The following is an 18466-nucleotide window of genomic DNA, read 5'->3' as shown; positions in this document are numbered from 1 at the left end:
TGCGTCCTGATCCGTCCGCACGGCCCGCCCCGTCGGCGCAGCCCCGGTTCAGGCCACCGTCCACTCGACGACCCGCGGGTCGTCCAGCGTCACCTCGTGCACCGGCCCCGTCACGTCGACCGTGGCGCGCTCCGTCGCGGAGCCGGGGACGGGGTGTCGGACCGGCCCGTCGCCGGACGCGACGATCCCGCCTGCCGGCACCGGGCCTCCCGGTCGTGACGCCGCCGCGTGGGACGCGACCCAGACCTGCACGGCACCGGGTTCGACGACCCGGCGCATGCGACGGTCGGTGAACGCGAACCGCTGGACGGGGACGCGGAAGCGGACCCGGGTGGACTCCCCCGCGGCGAGCGCGACGCGCGCGTAGCCGAGCAGCTGGACCTCGGGTCGGGTGACGCTGCCGTGCACGTCGTGGCCGTAGAGCTGGACGACGTCCTCGCCCGCGTGTGCGCCCGTGTTGCGGACGGTCACGGATGCCTCGAACACGGCGTCGGAGCGGACGGACGCGTCGACGACCAGGTCGTCGTACGTGAACGTCGTGTAGCCGAGGCCGAAGCCGAACGGGCGGACCGGCGTCGAGTCGGCGGCGGTGACGTCCGAGGGCCCCCCGAGCCGCGGGTGCAGGTACGTGTACGGCTGGGCGCCGGCGGCACGGGGCAGCGAGACGGGCAGGCGACCGGACGGCGATGCGGCGCCGGTGAGCAGGTCGGCGATGGCGGTGCCGCCCTCCTCGCCGGGGAAGAAGGCCTGCACGACGGCGGCCGGACGTCCCGCGCCGGCCGGGCCGGCGGCGACGACGCCGTCGCCGCCGCCGTCGAGCGCCCACCCGATGGCGTACGGCCGCCCTGTGAGCAGCACCACCACGGTCGGCGTGCCGGTGGCGACGACCGCCTCGACGAGCGAGCGTTGCACACCCGGCAGGTCGAGCGACTCGGTGTCGTTCCCCTCGCCGACGGTGCCGCGGCCGAACAGGCCGGCCTGGTCGCCGACGACGACGACCGCGACGTCGGAGGCAGCGGCCACGGCGACGGCGTCTGCGAAACCGGCACGGTCGGAGCCGGTGACGGCGCACCCCGCGGCGAAGCGCACGGCGTCGTCGCCGAGGGCGTCGACCATCGCCTCGCGCACGGTCGGGATGGCGAAGCCGAGCGGCAGGTCGGGGTGCGACGCGAGCACGTGGTTGGCGAACGAGTAGCAGCCCTGCAGGGCCTCGGCGCGGTCGGCGTTCGGGCCGATGACGGCGACGGACGCCCCGGCGCGCAGCGGCAGCACGGGCGCGGCGGCCGGCACGCCAACGCCAACGCCAACGCCCGCACCAGCACCAGCGCCAGCGCCAGCGCCAGCGCCAGCGCCAGCGACCACATCGTCGTTCGACAGCAGCACCAGCGACCGCGCCGCCAACTGCTTCGCCAACGACCGGTGCAGCGGGGTGTCCAGGTCGATGCCGGTGGGTGGCTCGTCCTCGAACGCCTGCGGGTCGAGCAGCCCCAGTCGCTCCTTCTGCCGCAGCACCCGCAGGACCGCACGGTCGACCAGACTCTCGTCGAGCAGACCGGCCCGCACCCACTCGACGAGCGGCGCGAGGTACGCGTCCCCGGTGGGCAGCTCGACGTCGATGCCCGCCTCGAGCGCGAGCGCCGCTGCTTCACCACGATCGGCGGCGATGCCGTGCATCACCTCGAGGAACGCGACCGAGAAGTAGTCCGCCACGACGGTGCCGTCGAAGCCGAGCTCGTCACGCAACAGGCCGGTCAGCAGTTCACCGTTCGCCGCGACGGGCACGCCGTCGATCTCGGCGTACGAGTTCATGACGCTCCGGGCGCCCCCGTCGCGCAGGGCCATCACGAACGGCGGCAGGTACACGTCGGCGACCTCGCGCGGCCCGGCGTGCACGGGCGCGTGGTTCCGCCCCGCCTGCGAGGCCGAGTACCCGAGGAAGTGCTTGAGGGTCGCGTCGACACCGGCCGACTGCAGCCCCCGTACGTAGGCGGTCCCCACCGTGCCGACCAGGTACGGGTCCTCGCCGATGCACTCGTCGACCCGCCCCCACCGCGGGTCGCGCACCACGTCGAGCACCGGGGCGAGCCCCTGGTGCACGCCGAGCTGCCGCATCGACGCGCCGATGGCGGCGCCGACCTGCTCGACCAGGTCGGGGTCGAAGGCCGCACCCCACGCCAGCGGGGTGGGGAACGTCGCGGCCTTCCACGCGGCGAGCCCGGTCAGGCACTCCTCGTGCACGAGCGCGGGGATCCCGAGCCGGGTCTCGCGCTTGAGTCGACGCTGCTCCGCCCACAGCCAGGCCGCGCGGTCGTCGGGTTCGACCGGTCGCGTGCCGTAGACGCGGGTGAACTGGCCGATGCCGTCGCGGGTGATGTCCGCCAGGGTGCGGCCGTCGGCGGCCGCCGCCATCTCACCCTGCATGGGCGCGACGACGCCGGTCTGGTCGAGCCAGTAGCCGACGAGCTGCGCCGCCTTCTCGTCGAGGGTCATGGCGGCGAGCAGGGCGGTGGCGCGGTCGGGTCCGGTCGCGTCGGGCGCGTCGTGGTCGGCCTGGAGGCGCGGCTGGCGTCCGGTGTCCCGGGTCGCGTCCGTCGTCGTCACCCCTTCACCGCCCCGGTCAGGCCGCCGACGATGCGGCGCTGGAAGATGGTGAAGAACACCAGTGCCGGGATCATCGACATCGACGTGAACGCCAGCACCTTGGCCGTGTCGACCGAGTACTGCGACGAGAACGCCTGCACGCCGAGCGGCAGTGTGTAGCTGCCCTCGTTGTTCAGGATGAACAGCGGCAGGATGTAGCTGTTCCAGCTCGCGATGAACGCCAGGATGCCGACCGTGACGACGCCCGGCAGCGACAGCGGCACGACCATGCGGAAGAAGAACCCGAGGCGGCTGGCGCCGTCGATCGACGCTGCTTCTTCGAGCTCGTCCGGGATCGCCCGCAGGAACGGCACCAGGATGATGACCGTGGTCGGCAGGGCGAAGGCGATCTGCGGCAGGATCACGCCGGCCAGGCTGTTCGTCAGCCCGAGGTCCTTCACGAGCAGGTACAGCGGCGTGATCGCGACGGTGATCGGGAACATCAGCCCCGCGGCGAACAGGGCGTACAGCGCACCGCGGCCGGCGAACCGGTAGCGGGCGAGCACGAAGCTCACCATCAGTCCGAGCACGACGACGCCCGCGGTGGTGGTCACGGCGCTGATCGTCGAGTTCGCGAGCTGCTGCCAGAAGATCCCGCTGGACAGCACGGATCCGTAGTTGCCGAGTTCGAACGGCGCTGGCAGCCCGGCCGGGCTCGTGGTGATCTGCGAGTTCGTCCGGAAGCCGCCCAGCACGATGTACAGCACCGGGGCGAGGTTCGCGGCGACGAACAGGATCGCCACCAGGTAGGTGAGCGGGTTCGCGCGACCGATGGCCGCACTGGACCGCCGCTCCCGCGTGGCCCGCCGCCCGGGGGCGACGATGCTCGTGGTGGCCATCAGTTCTTCCTCTCGGTGAGTGCACCCGCGGTGTCGCGGCGGAGCACGAAGCGCTGGTAGATCAGGGCGACGGCGAGCGAGATCACGAACATGACCACGGCGACGGCGCTGCCGAAGCCGAAGTTGCCGGACGTGCGACCGTTGGCGACCATGTACGTCGCCATCGTCGAGGTGCCGGCGGTCGACGAGATGTACTGCCCCCAGATGATGTAGACGAGGTCGAACAGCTGCAGTGAGCCGATGATCGACAGGAACGCCCAGATCCGGATGGTGGGGCCGAGCAGCGGCAGGGTGATCCGCCGCTGGATCTGCCAGTACCCGGCGCCGTCGATGGCCGCGGCCTCGAACAGCTCCTCGGGGATGCTCTGCAGGCCGGCCAGGAACAGGATCACCGCGAAGCCGATGTACTTCCACGAGATGATCACGAGCAGGGTCCAGATGGCGATGTCCGGGTTGGACAGCCAGTCGGCCCGCAGCCCGCCGAGCCCCATGCCCTGGAGCAGGTCGTTCACCGCGCCGTTCGACTGGAGCATCAGGCTCCAGCCGGTGCCGACGATCACCTCGGAGATGACGTACGGGACGAACACGAGCACGCGGACGAGCCCGCGGCCGTGCATCTTCTGGTTGAGCAGGAGCGCGAGCACGATGGCGATCGGCCCCTGCAGCACGAGGGACAGCACGACGATGAAGCCGTTGTGCATCAGGACCGCGTGGAACGCCTTGTCCTGGAAGATGATCAGGTAGTTCTGCAGCCCCACGAAGTCGGTGGGCGGGCCGTAGCCCTGCCACTTGAAGAACCCGTAGTAGGCGGCGAGCACCACGGGCAGGATCACGAAGGTGACGAAGACGATGACCGCGGGGCCGGCGAGCACCGCGATCTCGACGCGCTTCCGCCAGTCCGCGATGCGGCGCGTGGACCGCCGTCCGGCGGGGAGCGGCGTACCGCTCCCCGCCGGGGACGTCCCCGCGGCCGTGTCCGACCCGGTGGCCGGGGTCGTGCCGAGCGAGGTGTCGAGGGTCATGGTCAGCCCTTGGCCGCAGCCTGGTTGGTGGTGTCCACGATGTCCTTCGCGCTGCCCTTGCCGGCGAGCAGGTCGACGACGCTGGTGTTCAGCGCGTTGCCGACGTTCTGGCCGTACAGGGTGTCCAGGTACTGCGAGACGAACGGCGCGTCCTGGTAGGCGGCGAGCGCCGACTTCAGGTAGTCCGCGTCGACGACCGACTGGGCCTCCTGGTTGACCGGGATGGCCTGGAACGCCGTGTAGTAGGCCTCTTGGTTGTCCTTCTGCACGATGAAGTTCAGGAAGTCGGTGCAGGCCTTCTTCGGGGCCTTCGCCGAGCAGGAGTTGCCGTCGACGCCGCCCATCATCGACTTCGGGTCACCCTTGCCACCGTCGATGGTCGGGAACGGGAACCAGCCGAGGTCGGCCAGCGGCTTGCCGTCCGGGGTGAGCGAGCTGATCACGCCCGGGTCCCAGGCCCCCATGAGCTCCATGGCGGCCTTGTGGTTCGCCAGGAGACCGGCGGAGCTGCCGGCACCCTGCTGGGCAGCGGTCGTCAGGAAGCCGTCGTTGAACGGCTTCGTCTTGGTGAAGTCCTCGAGCTGCTCGCCGGCCTTCGTCCAGCAGGCGTTGTCGAACTCCAGCGACTTCGCCGCGCCCTCGAGCGTCTTCTGGCTGCACTCGCGCAGCGCGAAGTTGTAGTACCAGTGGGCGGCGGGCCAGGCGTCCTTCGCACCGACGGCGACGGGGTCGATGTCGGCGGCCTTGAGCTTCGCGATGTCGTCGTTCAGCTCGTCCATCGTCGTCGGGGTACGGTCGATGCCGGCCTTCTGGAACAGGTCCTTCGAGTACCAGATGCCCTCGGGAAGCACGGCACCGGGCATGGCGTAGGTCTTGCCGTCCTTCTCGTAGCCGGCGAAGGTGCCGGCGCTGATGGACTTCTTCGCGTCGGCGCTGATGGAGCCGGAGATGTCCATGAGCTGCCCGGCGGCGATCATCGCGTCCATCTTGCCGCCGCCGCGCTGCAGGAAGACGTCCGGCCCGTCGCCCGAGTTGAGCGCGGTCTGCAGCTTGCCGTCCAGGTCCTCGTTCTGGATCGCCTGGGTCTTGATGGTGACGTTCGGGTACTTCGCCTCGAACGCCTTGACCGTCGAGGCCCAGTAGGCCTTGCCCGGTCCGGTGGTGGAGTTGTGCCAGAAGGTCATCGTGACCTTCCCGTTGCCGTCGTCGGCCGCGTTGCCGCCTGCCGAGCAGCCCGTGGCCACCAGTGCTGTCGCCCCGATCAGCGCGATGGCTGCCGCGGCACGGATCTTCCTCGTCATCGTGGAACTCCTCGTGTCGTCGTTGACATGCAGCGACATCCACTGCCGCTGCGGAGAGCGTGCCAGGTGCTCCTGCCGCTTGTCAATCGATATCGATAACGTTTTCTACGCCGTTTCGACACGCCATCAGCGGTACGGTGAGCACATGGACTCGGCACTCGGCGCGCGTCCCGGTGCCGGCCGGGTGACGATCGGCGACGTCGCACGGGTCGCGGGGGTCTCGATCCCCACCGTGTCGAAGGTCATCAACCAGCGCGACGGCGTCGCCGCGGCCACGATGATCCGCGTGCAGCAGGTCGTCGCGGACCTCGGCTACGAGACGTCCTTGGTCGCCCGCAGCCTGCGGAGCTCCCGCACCGGGGTCGTCGGGATCCTGGTGCCCGAGTTCGAGCCGTTCTCGACCGAGCTCCTGCGCGGCATCTCGAGCGCGACGACCGGTACCGGCTACGAGCTGCTCGCCTACGCCGGCCTGATGACCGGCGCCGACCGCCCGGGCTGGGAACGCCGGTCGCTGTCACGCCTGTCCGGCACCCTCATCGACGGCGCCATCGTCGTCACGCCGACCACGGCCCTGTCGAGCTCGTCGATCCCGGTCGTCGCGATCGACCCGCACACCGGACCCGAGGGGCACGCGACGGTGGATGCCGACAACGAGGGCGGGGCCGTCCAGGCCGTCGAGCACCTGCTCGCGCTCGGGCACACCCGGATCGCGCACCTGCGGGGCCGCGTCGACCTGGCGTCCGCCCAGCTGCGCGAGGCCGGGTACCGCTCCGCACTGACCGCCGCCGGACTCCCGATCGACGAGCGGCTCGTCCGCGACGGCGACTACCAAGAGGAGCAGTCCGCGGCCGTGGCGCGGGACCTGCTCACGATGGACGAGCGACCGACCGCGGTGTTCGCCGCGAACGACTCGTCAGCCGTCGGTGTGCTGCGGGCCGCGGCAGAGCTCGGCCTGCGGGTGCCGGAGGACCTGTCCGTCGTCGGGTTCGACGACGTCCCCCAGGCGTCGATCACCACCCCGCCGCTCACCACCGTGTCGCAGCCACTGGCCGAGCTCGGGTCCCGCGCGGTCGAGATGCTGCTGACGATGCTCCGTGGCGAGGCCGCGTCGGACCACGTCCGTCTGTCGACCACGCTGCGGGTGCGTTCCAGCACCGGCCCCGCGCCGCGGGCCTGACCCCCGGCTAGCGGCGCAGGGTCTGCTTCGGGTACTCGCCGAACCTGGCTGCGTACGACGCCGAGAACCGGCCGAGGTGCGCGAACCCCCAGCGTCGGGCGACGTCGCCGATCGCTCCGACCTGCGGGTCGAGTGCGAGGAGTTCGCTGCGCACGCGGTCCAGACGGACGTCCCGCAGGTAGGTGAGCGGCGACACGTCGAACACCCGACGGAACGACTCCTGCACCGACCGCACGCTCAGGCCGGCCACCGCGGCGAGGTCGGCGATGGTCACGGTCTCGGACGCGTGCGCGTGGACGTACTCGACGGCGGCGCGCAGCCGGGCGTTCCGCGGCAGGGCCAGTTCGGCCGGCAGGTCGTCGAGCTGCGGCGGGAAGGTCTCGAGGAACGCGGCGATCGCGAGCGACTTCGCCGCGACCCAGGTGTCGGAGTCCGGACCGCCGACACGGAGCGCGCGGGACAGCGCGGCGAGGGCGCCCTGCCACCGGCCGTACATCGCGTTGTCCGGTTCGCGCGTGTGGTCGAAGCGCAGCGGGCGGTCGCCCAGGTCGAGCTGTTCGCCGGCGACCCGGTGCACGAGCTCCCGGTCGAGGTGCACCAGACGCTGGTCGTGGTCCTCGGCCGCGAAGACGAACGCGGTGTCGCAGGGCAGCAGCGTCGGCACGTTCCGGTGCAGGTCCACCCGCTGCCCGCCGACGTCGAGGTGGGCGCTGCCGCTCGTCATCCACGCGACGATGTAGTCGGTGCTGATCGGCATCGCACCGCGCAGGACGCCGCGCATCTGGGACCGACGGATGCTGATCTCGGCGTCGCCGACCGCGGTGTAGCGGTAGAGGAACTCGCTGCCGGTCTGCTGGGCGGACCACTGGTCGGCGCCGTGCACCGTGGCCAGGTCACGCGCCGCCGACTCCGGATCGGTGCCGGACACCTCGAAGCGCACCGACTCGCTCGCGCGTCCGCCGGCAGGTGGGGCCTCGTACGTGTCAGTCACGGTGCATCGCCCCCGTGCCGGACACCCGAACCTGACCGTGCGACTCGTTATGTGGATACGCTGACCCGGTGAGCACGGCGTACGGTGGCGCGGACCCGATCGGTTCGAAGGGGGCGCGCTCGTGAGCGATCTCGACCTCGTGGCGGCGCTGACCCGACTCGAAGCAGCAGTGTCCGCACTGCGGGCGCGGCTGCGCGACCAGCTCGACGTCTCGGGCAGCGACCTGACCGTGCTGCAGTTCGTGTCCCGCGCCGAAGCGGCCGACCGGACCGTCCGCGTGAAGGACCTCGCGAAGCACCTCGGCCTGACCGGCCCGGCGGTGACCGGCATGGTGGACCGACTCGAGCAGAGCGGACACCTCAGCCGCGTGCCGAACCCGGCCGACGGACGGAGTCGCCACATCGAGCTGACCGAGACCGCCAGACGCGACTACTCGATCGCCATGGACGGCACGAACAAGCACCTGCACGAGCTCTTGGCCTCCTTCTCGGAACGGGACAGGGTCCGGTTCGTCCGGATCGTCGACCGCATCATCGCGGCCGTCGACCTCGGCGCCCCGAGCCCCTGACGGCAGATTACGGGCGGTCAGCGTGCGACTCCGGTGATTGTCCACCATGCGCAGCTAGGTAACGATGCTACCTATCTCGGGCACGGGCGGCGTCGAGGAGCGACACGGAGTTCGGCCCCACCACGGCGCTGGCCAGGTCGACGCGGGCCAGTCCCCCGGGCACCAGGGCGTCCGCGATCGACAGGCGGAGTGCGGTCTGCGTGTACTGCCCGGTCGTTGCACGGCCGGCCGGGGTCGGGGCGGCCGCGAGGTCCTGTTGCACGTTCACCCGGAGCGAGAGCACCCCGGGCAGCCGCGCGAGGACCGTCCCGAGCGCACGGACGACCGGGCCACCGATCGTCGTCGTCAGCGTCGTGCCGAGCGTCCCGACGAGTGCGAACAACCGGGTCGTGAGCGTCCCCACGACCGCCTGGGTCAACGGGTTCACGAGCGACGTGGCGAGGCCGGTCACGACGCCGAGCAGGCCCCCCAGGTCGAGTCCGAGCAGCGCGACCCCGACCGACAGCTTCGTCTGCCCCGCCATGAGCGCCGCGACCCCGGTGTCGACGCCGATCGACAGCGTGGCGATCTTCACGCGGATGCCGAGCACCAGGGGTGCGCTGAGGTCGGCGGCGAGCGCGATCCGGACGTGCAGGGACCCGAGCGCGGTCGTCAGGGCGGTCGTGATCTTCCCCGCCCAGGCGTCCACCACCTGCCCGAGCCGGTCGGCCAGCGCACCGAGGGTGACGGCGTCGAGCACCACCTCGTGGTTCGGCGGCAGGTCGTTGAGCCCGTGCGCGTCGTCGCCGAGCAGGTGCGCGAGGTCGACCCGGACGGATCCGGCCGACAAGTCGAGCGACAACGTTCCGCCGGCGTCCTGCACGGGTTCGGCGAGCAGCGGCGCGACCGCGCCCGCCAGGTCCGGCCCGGTGATCTCGACCGTGCCCCCGATGGTGCCGAGCCCGAGGCTGCCGGTGAGCCCGCCGAGCACCCCGAGCACGCCCTGGTTGATCGTCCGTGCGAGCACCCCGTCCGTGCCACCGAGCGCGTCGACCGTGGCGTCGAGCTGCACCACGGTGTCGTTCACGGCCGTGACGAGCGCACCGACGAGCGGGCTGTCCACACGGAGGTCGAGGCTCGCGATGCCGTAGTCGCGCTCGAGCCCGGTGGGGCCGCTGTCGGCTGCCACCTGCTGCACCGCGGCCCGCAGGTTCGTCGCGAGCGTCCGCTGGACGACCCCGCCCCACACGTCGTCGCTGATCGCGTCGCACCCGGCGAGCTGCGCACTCGCACCGACGGCACCGACGTCGAGCCCCACGTCGGTGACGTCCGCGATGCCCGGCAGTGCGCGGCCGAGCGTGATCGACGCCGGGTCGGGCAGGTCCCCGGACGGGGTCGTCGGCGTGACGAGCACGCCACCGGAGTCCGCGACGAGCCCGGATGCCGCCACCGCGTCACCGGTGCCCGACGCCGTCGCGACCTGGTTCACCGCGCCCGCCGAACCGGCCGGCAGTCCGAGGCCGAGACCGGTGAGGTCGATGCCCGCCACGTCGCCGAGCAGCCCGACGTCGAGCGGGTTGCCGAACGCCTGCGTGAACGGGCGGCCGCCGGTGCCGAGCTCGGGCGCGGTGGCCGGCTCGACCGATGCCGGTGCGGCTCCGGTCTTCGCGACGTCGACCCCGCGCACCGTCGCGACGTCGTCGAGGTCGATGCCGGCGATGCTCCCGCCCAGGAACCGGCTCGAGGCCGTCGACGTGTAGTCCGCGTCGGTGCCGCAGTCGAACGACGACGTCCCCACGGCCCCGTGCGCCCACTCGCGGTCCGACCACGACGCGGTGCTCGGGACGGCGGTGGGCGTGACCAGGGCTGCTGCGACGACGATGCCGGTGACGACCGCGATCCGCCCACGGCGCAGGTGCAGCGGACGCCGGCTCACGACCGGCTCCCGGGGCGTCGGAATCGGAGGGCGACGCCGGCGAGCACGGCCGCGACCGCGACGAGCACCGGCCCCGCGAACCCGCCGCCCGTCATCGCGAGGACGACCGGACCGACGTCGTCGCCCCCGCCGTCGCCACTGCCGTCGCCGTCGCCGTCGCCGTGCGTCGGGCGTCCGGGCACGACGGGGTCCCCGCCGCGGGCGGTCACGCCGACGCCGACCTCGGCGGTCCGGGGCACCGTGGTCGCGGCGTCACCGAGGGACAACCGGACGAGCAGGTACGCCGAGCCGTCGCCGTCCGGGTCGGGCACGCGGACGGACGGCGCGGTGGTCGCCCAGTCGACGAGGGGGACGGCGTCGACGAGGGCAGCGGTCTGTCCGCTGCACGTGGGGGCTCCGGACGGGTCCCCCCACGGCTGGTCGCACGTCGCCACCGACACGAGCACGCCGTCGGTCCCGCCCGGCAGGCCGCCCCGCCCCGTGAGCTGCAGGTCGAGGGTGACCGGGCCGGGCGCGTCGACGCTCGTCCGCACCTGCCACGTGACGTCCGCGTCGTTCCCCGCCCCGGGCAGCACGAGGGGCTCCGGACCGGTGTGCAGCACCAACCGGCCCGGCGTGCCGGTCTCGGCCACGGGCCTCCAGTCCGTCGCGGCGACCGCCACCGCCGTCGTGCCGACCCCGGCCGCACCGACGAGCACCGCGGCGACCGCCGCGGAGGTGGCGAGGACGCGGGTCACGAGTCCTCCCGCCGGGCCGGCCAGAACGCCCACGCGACGAGCACGCCGACGAGCGCGACCGCCAGCCCACGGGCCGGGGCACTCGTGACCACGACGAGCACCGAGCCGAGGCCAGGGGCGTGTGCCAGCACGAGTCCGGCGTGCCGGACGACGTACGGGTCGCGGTCGTCGGAGGCGTTGTCGTCGCCCCGCAGGGTGAGCGACCGCGCGGCGGAGTCCCCCGGGACCCGGTCCACCGCGACCACCCGGTGGGTGACGGGCAGGGCCGACCCCGCGCGTGGGACCGTGACGACGTCCCCGTCGGTGATCTCGGCCGCGGGCACGCGGTGCGTGATGGCGAGCCCGCCCGCGGGGATCGTCGGGGCCATCGACCCGGTGGTGACGACGACGAACGACAGCCCGGTGAACGCCACGGCGGCCCAGGCGAGCAGGCACGTGAGCCCGATCGCGCCGGCGACCGTCAGGACGACGGTGCGGATGCGGTCGGCAGGACGACGGGGCGGCGCCGCGCCCTCGTCGGAGGACGTCGGCGCGGTGGAGCCGCGCACGGCCGCGCTCAGTCGGACTCGGCGGCGAACTGCCACGCGGGCGCGGCCGTCCGCCCCTGGAGCGCGTCGACCGACGTGCCGGCGGGCAGGGTCGGCGACGCGGGCAGCGAGACCTCGAAGCAGTACACCTGCGTCGACCCGCTGGCCGCGGCGAGGGGCCGCGCGATCGTCGCGGCAGCCGTGCCGAGCGGCCCGGACGCGACGCTCGTCCACGGCACGTCGAACGCGGTGGCGTCGCACACTGCGGTGGTGTCCGTGATCGCGGCGACCCGGACCTGCAGGGCGTTCCACAGCACGTCGTCGGCGTCGGAGACCGTGACCCCGGACGCCGGGACCGCTGCCCGGAGCACCAGGTCGCCGGCGATCGAGTCGGCAGTGGTGCGGAGCGCGACGGGGGCGTAGGTCGCGGTGCCCGGCGACAGGGCGAGCGCGTCGACGGTGAACCGGAGCGCCTGCCCCGGGTTCGTCTCGTCCGAGGTGAAGCCCGCCGCGGCGAACGGCGCCGTGACGTTCTGCTCGACCTCGAATCCGGACGTCCCCACGCCCGGCCCACCTGAGCCGTTGCCGCCGAACACCCACTCGGTGTCCGTCCACGACGCGAGCGTGTAGCCCGCGCCACCGATGACGAGGACCCCGCCGGCAGCGAGCGCGAACACCCGGTTGCGACGCCGGGAGCGGCGGGCGGTGTCGTCCGCGGCGCGACGGCCGCGGTTCCGGGCGCGCGGGGGCGCAGTGCTGTCAGCCATGACGTGTCTCCTGATCCGTGACGCCGATCGGTGGCGGCGACGGCCGGGGTGGTTGGTCCTGGCCGTCGCCGTCGACGTCTGCTCCGATCCTGGCGGACTATCCCTCAGGAATCAATGGACGCGTCACCCCTTGACGGCACCGGAGGTGAGCCCCGACACGATCGAGCGGCGGAACACGAGCACCAGGATCACGATCGGCACCGTCGCCGCGACGCTCGCCGCGAAGATCTGCGCGAAGGGCACCGTGAACTGCGTCCCGAACAGCGCGATGCCGACCGGGATCGTCCGGAACGAGTTCTCGCTGTTGAACGTCAGCGCCATCAGGAACTCGCTCCACGACGCCGTGAACGTGAAGACGCCGACCGTGAACAGGCCCGGCTTCGCCATCGGCAGGATCACGCTGAGCACGGTGCGCCACGCCCCCGCCCCGTCGATCTCGGACGCTTCCTCGATCGTCGACGGGATCCCGACGAGGTAGTTCCGCATGATCCAGATGGCGAACGGCAGGTTGAACGCGACGTACGGCACGATCAGGCCCGGGTACGAGTTGAGCAGTCCGAGGTTGCGCTCGAGCAGGTACAACGGCGTGAGCACCGCGATCGCCGGGAACACCGACAGCATGAGCAGCGACGTCATGATCGCCGTGCGGCCCTTGATCCACCGGCCGGCGAGCGCGTAGCCCGCCAGGAACGCCAGCGCGAGCACGATCACCGTCGTCGACACCGACACGATGACGCTGTTCACCATGTACTGCCCGAGCGCGTTGTCGCGGAAGGCCACCACGAAGTTGTCGAGGGTGAACGACTGCGGGAACGCGGTGGGCGGCGACTGCCCGATCTCCGACGCCGGCTTGAGCGACGTCGACACGAGCCAGTACAGCGGCAGCGCCGTGAGCACCGCGATGACGACGCCGCTGACGTTGACGGTGTTGACCCACTTGCGCCAGCCCTTGCGCACACGTTGACGGGGCATCAGGCATCCCCTCCCTTCGCCTGGTTCCGGAAGGCCCGGAGGAACAGCAGACACCCGGCCGCGACGATGATCGCGGTGGACGTCGCGATCGCCGCGCCCGGGCCGATGTTGATGTCCTGGAACAGGACCTTGTAGCCCATGATCGCGAGCGACTGGGTGGCGGTGCCCGGTCCGCCGTTCGTCAGCACGAAGGGCAGGTCGAAGACGCCGAACGCCTGCAGGATGCGGAACAGCACCGCGATCGTCAGCGTCGGGGTGAGCTGCGGCAGCACCACCCGCCAGAACGTCTGCCAGGTGCTGGCGCCGTCGAGCTCGGCGGCCTCGTAGTGGTCCTCGGAGATCTGCACGAGCCCGGCGAGCAGGATGATCGCCACGAACGGCGTCGTCTTCCAGATGTCCGCGACCATCAGGCCCGTGATCGCGGGCACCGGTTCACCGAGGATCACCGGGGCGTCCCCGAACAGACCGAAGAACCACGTCGCGACGCCGTAGGTGCTGTCGTAGATGTACTTCCACAGCTGCGCGTTGACGATGGTGACGAGCGACCACGGGATGAGCATGAGCGCGAGCATCCAGCCGCGCGTGGCCCCGAGCCGCTCGAGCACGAGGGCGACGAGCATGCCGAGCACGAGCTCCACCGAGACGGTCACGACCGTGTAGAGCACCGTGAAGCCGAGCGCCCGGTACCAGTCCGCGCTCTGCAGCAGGGCCGCGTAGTTGCCGAGCCCGAACGACTGGATCGTGAACCCCTCGTAGCCGACCTCGACGTCCGCGAAGCTCAGGACGATCGAGTAGACCACCGGGAAGATCGTCACCGCCGCGACGACCAGGAGCGCCGGGGCCGCGAAGCCCCACGCGCCCCGCGCGCGGATGCGGTCGAGACGCGACCGCCCGCTCAGGCGGGGCGGCGGGTCTTGGCGACCCGTGCCTCCCGGCCTGGTGCCCGACCGTGTGGCCGTGCCGGCGCTCACAGCGCCTCCCCCTGCAGGGCGAGCGCGATGGCCGAGGCCATCGTGCGCGTGCCGCCGTCGACGGACGCCTGTCCGCCGAGGATGCTGTTGCCGTTCTGGTACACGCCCTGCGAGACCTTCGGGTAGTACGCCGTCGACGTCGGACGGGGCACGAGCGTGATGCCGGCAGCGGTGTCGTACGTCGGGCGCTTCTGCTGCTTCGCGTCCTCGCTGACGAGCGACGCGCTGCGGGCAGGCAGGACGCCGCCCTCGCGGGTCAGGAACTGCTGCGCCGTCTCGCTCGACATCCAGCGTGCGAACGTCAGTGCCGCCGCGGGCTGCTGCGTGTGCGGGTTGATGTAGTTTCCCCACCCGCCGATGGTCGAGTGGTGCTCGTCCTGCCCGTCGAAGGTGGGACGGGCGGCGAGCCCGACCTTGCCCGCGACCTGGCTGTCCGGCCCGTTCGCGATGCCCCACGCGTACGACCAGTTGCGCAGGAACGCCGCCCGGCCGCCCGAGAAGGCGTCGTTCGTGTCCTGCTCCTGGTACGTCAGGGTGGCCCGGGGGCTCGCGCCGTCCGTGATCAGGGACCGCATGAACTCGAAGGCGCGCTTCGTCTCCGAGCTCGTCGTCTCGGGCTTCGTCAGGTCGTCGTTGAGCAGCGAGCCGCCGGCGTCCGCGACGAACTCGGTGACGTTGCAGGTGAGGCCCTCGTACACGTCGCCCTGGAACGCGAACCCGTAGCTGACGTCACCGGTGTCGACGAGCTTCGCGGCCGTCTCGCGCACTTCCTCCCACGACCCCGGCACCTGCAGGGAGTGCTTCGCGAGCAGGTCCTTCCGGTACAGGAAGAACGACTCGTCGATGTAGAGCGGGAACATGTAGTACGTCCCGTCGACGCTCGCCGCCTGCCGCAGGCCCTCGGGGAACTGGTCGAAGAAGTCCTCGCCCACGAGCTGGTTCACCGGGGTGGCGAGCTTGTTCTTCGCGAACTGCCCGGGCCACGCGACGTCGCCGAGGTAGACGTCCGGCGTGCTGCTGCCGGCCGCGATCTGCGTCGTCAGGCTCGTCCGGTTCGTGTCCGTGTCGCTCGGGGCGCTCACGATGCGCACCCGGATGTTCGGGTGCTCCTTCTGGAACTCGGCGATGAGCCGGCGCCGCAGGTCACCGCCGTCCTTCGAGGCGACCTGGCCCGCCCACCAGCTGATCGTCGCCTCGCCCTCCGGCGGGTCGGTGGGCCAGTCCTGGACCAGCGTGCGCTCGGGGCGCGTGGAGCAACCCGCGAGGAGCAGCACCCCCGCTCCCCCGAGCAGGAACATCCTGCGGTCGATGGCCATCCGTCCTCCTCGACGTGTGGTGCTGCGAACCTGTGCGTCCACACAACCAACGGACCCTGAGCGCCCGGTGGGTGGGGGCGGCGGGCGCGGGCGCGGGCGGCGGGCGCGGGCGCGGGCGGGGCGCGGTGCCGAGCTTTCGCGCTGGGCGACAGTTCACGGGTTCGCGGCCCCGCGAACTGTCGCTCAGCCCGAAACGTGGGAACGGGCGGACGGGAGGCCCGTGGCGGCGCCGGACCGCGCCTCCCGTCCGGCAGTGGTCAGGCGGGGGCGGGGGCCGTGGACTCCGCGGTGCGGAGCGTGCACGGCAGCAGGAAGTGCGGCAGGTCGTCGGACGTGCCGTCGAGCTGCTCGATGAGGGCATCGGCGGCCCGGGTCCCGAGCTCCTGGCCGGGGGCGACCATGGTCGACAGCCGCGGGTAGTGCTGGTCGGCGTTGGCCTCGGACGACGCGATGCTGAGCACGGAGACGTCCTCGGGGACCCGCCGCCCGGCGGTGTAGAGCCCGACCAGGACGCCGGCGGACGAGTCGTCCTTCATCACGAGCAGCGCCGTGACGTCGGGGTCCGCCGCGAGCAGGTCGCTCGTGGCCTGCCGTCCGCCGTCGCTGCCCGGCCCGGCGGTGACGACCGTCCCGGCCAGCCCGCGCTCGACGATCGCGCGCCGGAAGGTCGCCTCGACGCGCAGGTGTGGCGCGTAGCCGGCCATCGGGGTGCCCTCGAGGTCCTCGAGCACGAGTCCGAACCGGCGGTGCCCGAGTGTCTCGAGGTGGTCGAGGCTGTCCTCGATGGTCGTCTCGAAGTCGATGTCGACGAAGGGCAGACCGCTGCTGTCGCGGGTCCGGCCGATCAGGGTGAACGGCACACCGAGGTCGGTGAGGACGGCGACGCGGGGGTCGTCCATCCGCACCTCCATCAGGATGACGCCGTCCACGAGCCCACCCGACACGAGGTCGTCGAGGTCGTCTCCAGCGGGGTCCACCGGCCAGAGCACGAGGTGGTAGCCCCGCTCGGACGCCCGTTCCGCCGCACTCATGAAGAACTGCGAGGTCGTCGGGCTGAAGCGGTTGCCGGTGGTCGGGAACAGCAGCGCGATGATCCGGGTCCGCCGGCTCGCCAGGGCCCGGGCGACGACGTTGCCGCGGAACTTCAGCTCGCGCATCGCGGTCTTCACCCGCGCGGTCGTGCCGGGGGTCACGTACTTCGTCCCGTTCACCACGAAGGACACGGTGGCGATCGAGACCCCCGCCCGATCGGCGACCTGCTGCATCGTGGCCATGGCGCTGATCCTAGCGCGCACGAAGTCAGAAAAGCGCTTTACAGGTGAAGCGCTTATCTGTTAGCTTCTCGCCCCAGGAGCACAGCGACGATGACGTCAGCGGCCTCGTCGATGCGTGCCTGCCCCAGCACCCGTCAAGAGAAGAGCTCTGCAATGAAGCAAAGATTCCCCTCCATGTCCCGCCGGACGCGCGCCCTCGTCGGCGCAGTCGCCGTCGTCGCCACGATCCCCCTGGTCCTGTCCGGCTGCTCCGGCTCCGGATCGGCCTCGTCGGGCGGCAGCAAGGCCCTGACGATCGAGGACTACTACGACGCGAACTACAACCCGGTCTACAAGCAGTGCGCGAAGGAGGTCGGCGCGACGGTCACGATCAACCACGTCGCCGGCGCCGGCCTGATCGCGAAGGTGCTGCAGCAGGCATCGTCGAAGACGCTGCCCGACGTCCTCATGCTCGACAACCCCGACGTCCAGCAGATCGCCTCCTCCGGTGCCCTGTCCGACCTGTCCGACTACGGTCTCGACGCCGACGGCGACGTCCCCGGCGTGAAGGCGGCGAGCACCTACAAGGGCAAGCTCTACGGCCTGCAGTCGAACACGAACTCCATCGCGCTCTACTACAACAAGAAGCTCCTGGCGGACGCCGGCGTCCAGCCGCCCAAGACGTGGGACGAGCTCAAGGCCGCGGCGAAGAAGCTCACCAAGGGCTCGACCTACGGCTTCGCGATGAGCAACATCAACACGTACGAGGGCACCTGGCAGTTCCTGCCGTTCTTCTGGTCGAACGGCGGTGACGAGAAGGACATCGCCACCGCGGACGCCACCCAGGCGCTGCAGCTCGTCGAGGACCTGCAGGACGACGGCTCGATGTCGAAGAGCTCGATCAACTGGGCCCAGGCGGACGTCAACAACCAGTTCCTGGCCGGCAAGGCCGCGATGATGATCAACGGTCCCTGGCAGCTGCCGGCGCTCAACGAGAAGAAGAGCCTCGAGTTCGACAGCGTCCCGATCCCGACGCGCACCGGCGAGGCCACGGTCGCACCGCTCGGCGGCGAGGCGTTCACCGTCCCGCAGACCGGCGACAAGGACAAGATGCAGCTCGCCGGCAAGTTCGTCGGCTGCCTCCACTCGCAGAAGATGCAGAAGACCCTGTCCGAGGTCAGCGGCAACGTGCCGACCAACCTCGAGGCCGGTGCCGCCTGGGCGAAGGACCACCCGCAGGTCGCGTCCTTCGTCACCACGGTGCAGACCGCTCGCGCGCGCACCGGTGAGCTCGGACCCGACTGGCCCAAGGCCGCCACGAAGATCTACACCGCCGTCCAGCTCGCCCTCACCGGCAAGGCCAGCCCCGAGGCAGCGCTCAAGCAGGCGCAGTCGCAAGAGCAGTAGTCCACGGGGAGCCGGCCGACCGGTCGGCTCCCTCCGGCGTGCAGGAAAGGACCCCGGCGTGAG

At 71.6% G+C, this 18466-nt stretch carries 16 protein-coding genes; 3 read left to right on the top strand and 13 right to left on the bottom strand.

Features of this window, described 5'->3' with window-relative positions; all coding sequences use genetic code 11:
• Positions 1-48: 48 nt before the first annotated feature.
• From EDF33_RS05900 to EDF33_RS05885, 4 genes are all read right to left on the bottom strand, one after another.
• Positions 49-2490, bottom strand: coding sequence for a glycoside hydrolase family 3 N-terminal domain-containing protein (locus tag EDF33_RS05900; RefSeq protein ID WP_132099757.1), 2442 nt, complete (start codon positions 2488-2490; stop codon positions 49-51).
• A 107-nt stretch (positions 2491-2597) separates the two neighbouring features.
• Positions 2598-3479, bottom strand: a complete 882-nt coding sequence (locus tag EDF33_RS05895; protein ID WP_123313217.1) for a carbohydrate ABC transporter permease — start codon at positions 3477-3479, stop codon at positions 2598-2600.
• Positions 3479-4501 carry a sugar ABC transporter permease gene (locus EDF33_RS05890; protein WP_111084878.1) on the bottom strand — a complete coding sequence of 341 codons (1023 nt, stop codon included), beginning with the start codon at positions 4499-4501 and terminating at the stop codon, positions 3479-3481. The genes EDF33_RS05895 and EDF33_RS05890 overlap by 1 nt, the downstream gene beginning before the upstream one ends.
• A 2-nt stretch (positions 4502-4503) precedes the next feature.
• A complete protein-coding gene (locus EDF33_RS05885) occupies positions 4504-5802 on the bottom strand; it encodes an extracellular solute-binding protein (RefSeq protein WP_132099515.1) in 1299 nt (432 codons plus the stop codon).
• A gap of 145 nt (positions 5803-5947) precedes the next feature.
• Here EDF33_RS05885 and EDF33_RS05880 point away from each other — a divergent pair, with 145 nt between their 5' ends.
• On the top strand, positions 5948-6979 hold the full coding sequence (locus tag EDF33_RS05880; protein WP_123294674.1) for a LacI family DNA-binding transcriptional regulator: 1032 nt from the start codon (positions 5948-5950) through the stop codon (positions 6977-6979).
• Positions 6980-6986: 7 nt separating this feature from the next.
• On the opposite strand, the gene EDF33_RS05875 is transcribed toward EDF33_RS05880, so the two are convergent.
• Complete coding sequence (locus EDF33_RS05875) at positions 6987-7970, bottom strand: AraC family transcriptional regulator (protein ID WP_132099514.1); 984 nt, start codon at positions 7968-7970, stop codon at positions 6987-6989.
• Between the two features lie 121 nt (positions 7971-8091).
• On the opposite strand from EDF33_RS05875, the gene EDF33_RS05870 reads away from it, so the two are divergent.
• Positions 8092-8538, top strand: coding sequence for a MarR family transcriptional regulator (locus EDF33_RS05870; protein WP_123294672.1), 447 nt, complete (start codon positions 8092-8094; stop codon positions 8536-8538).
• 67 nt (positions 8539-8605) lie between these two features.
• Here EDF33_RS05870 and EDF33_RS05865 read toward each other — a convergent pair whose 3' ends face one another.
• The 8 genes from EDF33_RS05865 to EDF33_RS05830 all read right to left on the bottom strand — a co-directional run bounded on the left by EDF33_RS05865 (position 8606) and on the right by EDF33_RS05830 (position 17017).
• Positions 8606-10453 (bottom strand): choice-of-anchor G family protein, encoded by a 1848-nt coding sequence (locus EDF33_RS05865; RefSeq protein ID WP_165918725.1) that lies wholly within the window; start codon positions 10451-10453, stop codon positions 8606-8608.
• On the bottom strand, positions 10450-11190 hold the full coding sequence (locus EDF33_RS05860; RefSeq protein ID WP_132099512.1) for a hypothetical protein: 741 nt from the start codon (positions 11188-11190) through the stop codon (positions 10450-10452). Before EDF33_RS05860 ends, EDF33_RS05865 begins: the two co-directional genes overlap by 4 nt.
• Positions 11187-11738: a signal peptidase I gene (locus tag EDF33_RS05855; protein WP_132099511.1), complete on the bottom strand. Its 552-nt coding sequence runs from the start codon at positions 11736-11738 to the stop codon at positions 11187-11189. Before EDF33_RS05855 ends, EDF33_RS05860 begins: the two co-directional genes overlap by 4 nt.
• Before the next feature lie 8 nt (positions 11739-11746).
• Positions 11747-12484: an acyl-CoA dehydrogenase gene (locus EDF33_RS05850; protein WP_243692366.1), complete on the bottom strand. Its 738-nt coding sequence runs from the start codon at positions 12482-12484 to the stop codon at positions 11747-11749.
• A 123-nt stretch (positions 12485-12607) separates the two neighbouring features.
• Entirely contained in the window at positions 12608-13456 is an 849-nt protein-coding gene (locus EDF33_RS05845; protein ID WP_228504701.1) for a carbohydrate ABC transporter permease, read from the bottom strand.
• Positions 13456-14427 carry a sugar ABC transporter permease gene (locus EDF33_RS05840; protein ID WP_185021092.1) on the bottom strand — a complete coding sequence of 324 codons (972 nt, stop codon included), beginning with the start codon at positions 14425-14427 and terminating at the stop codon, positions 13456-13458. The genes EDF33_RS05845 and EDF33_RS05840 overlap by 1 nt, the downstream gene beginning before the upstream one ends.
• Complete coding sequence (locus tag EDF33_RS05835; RefSeq protein WP_131878130.1) at positions 14424-15743, bottom strand: ABC transporter substrate-binding protein; 1320 nt, start codon at positions 15741-15743, stop codon at positions 14424-14426. The genes EDF33_RS05840 and EDF33_RS05835 overlap by 4 nt, the downstream gene beginning before the upstream one ends.
• 257 nt (positions 15744-16000) lie before the next feature.
• Positions 16001-17017, bottom strand: coding sequence for a LacI family DNA-binding transcriptional regulator (locus tag EDF33_RS05830; protein WP_207906633.1), 1017 nt, complete (start codon positions 17015-17017; stop codon positions 16001-16003).
• A 174-nt stretch (positions 17018-17191) separates the two neighbouring features.
• Between EDF33_RS05830 and EDF33_RS05825 the strand changes: the two genes are divergently transcribed.
• The gene (locus EDF33_RS05825) at positions 17192-18403 is read left to right on the top strand and encodes a sugar ABC transporter substrate-binding protein (RefSeq protein ID WP_132099510.1); all 1212 of its coding nucleotides are present in this window, start codon (positions 17192-17194) and stop codon (positions 18401-18403) included.
• Positions 18404-18466: the final 63 nt, after the last annotated feature.

The organism is Curtobacterium sp. PhB146 (assembly GCF_004342995.1).
Classification (GTDB): Bacteria; Actinomycetota; Actinomycetes; order Actinomycetales; family Microbacteriaceae; genus Curtobacterium.
The sequence above is the reverse complement of the archived record's forward strand: the minus strand, read 5'-3'. Positions and strand labels throughout refer to the sequence as shown.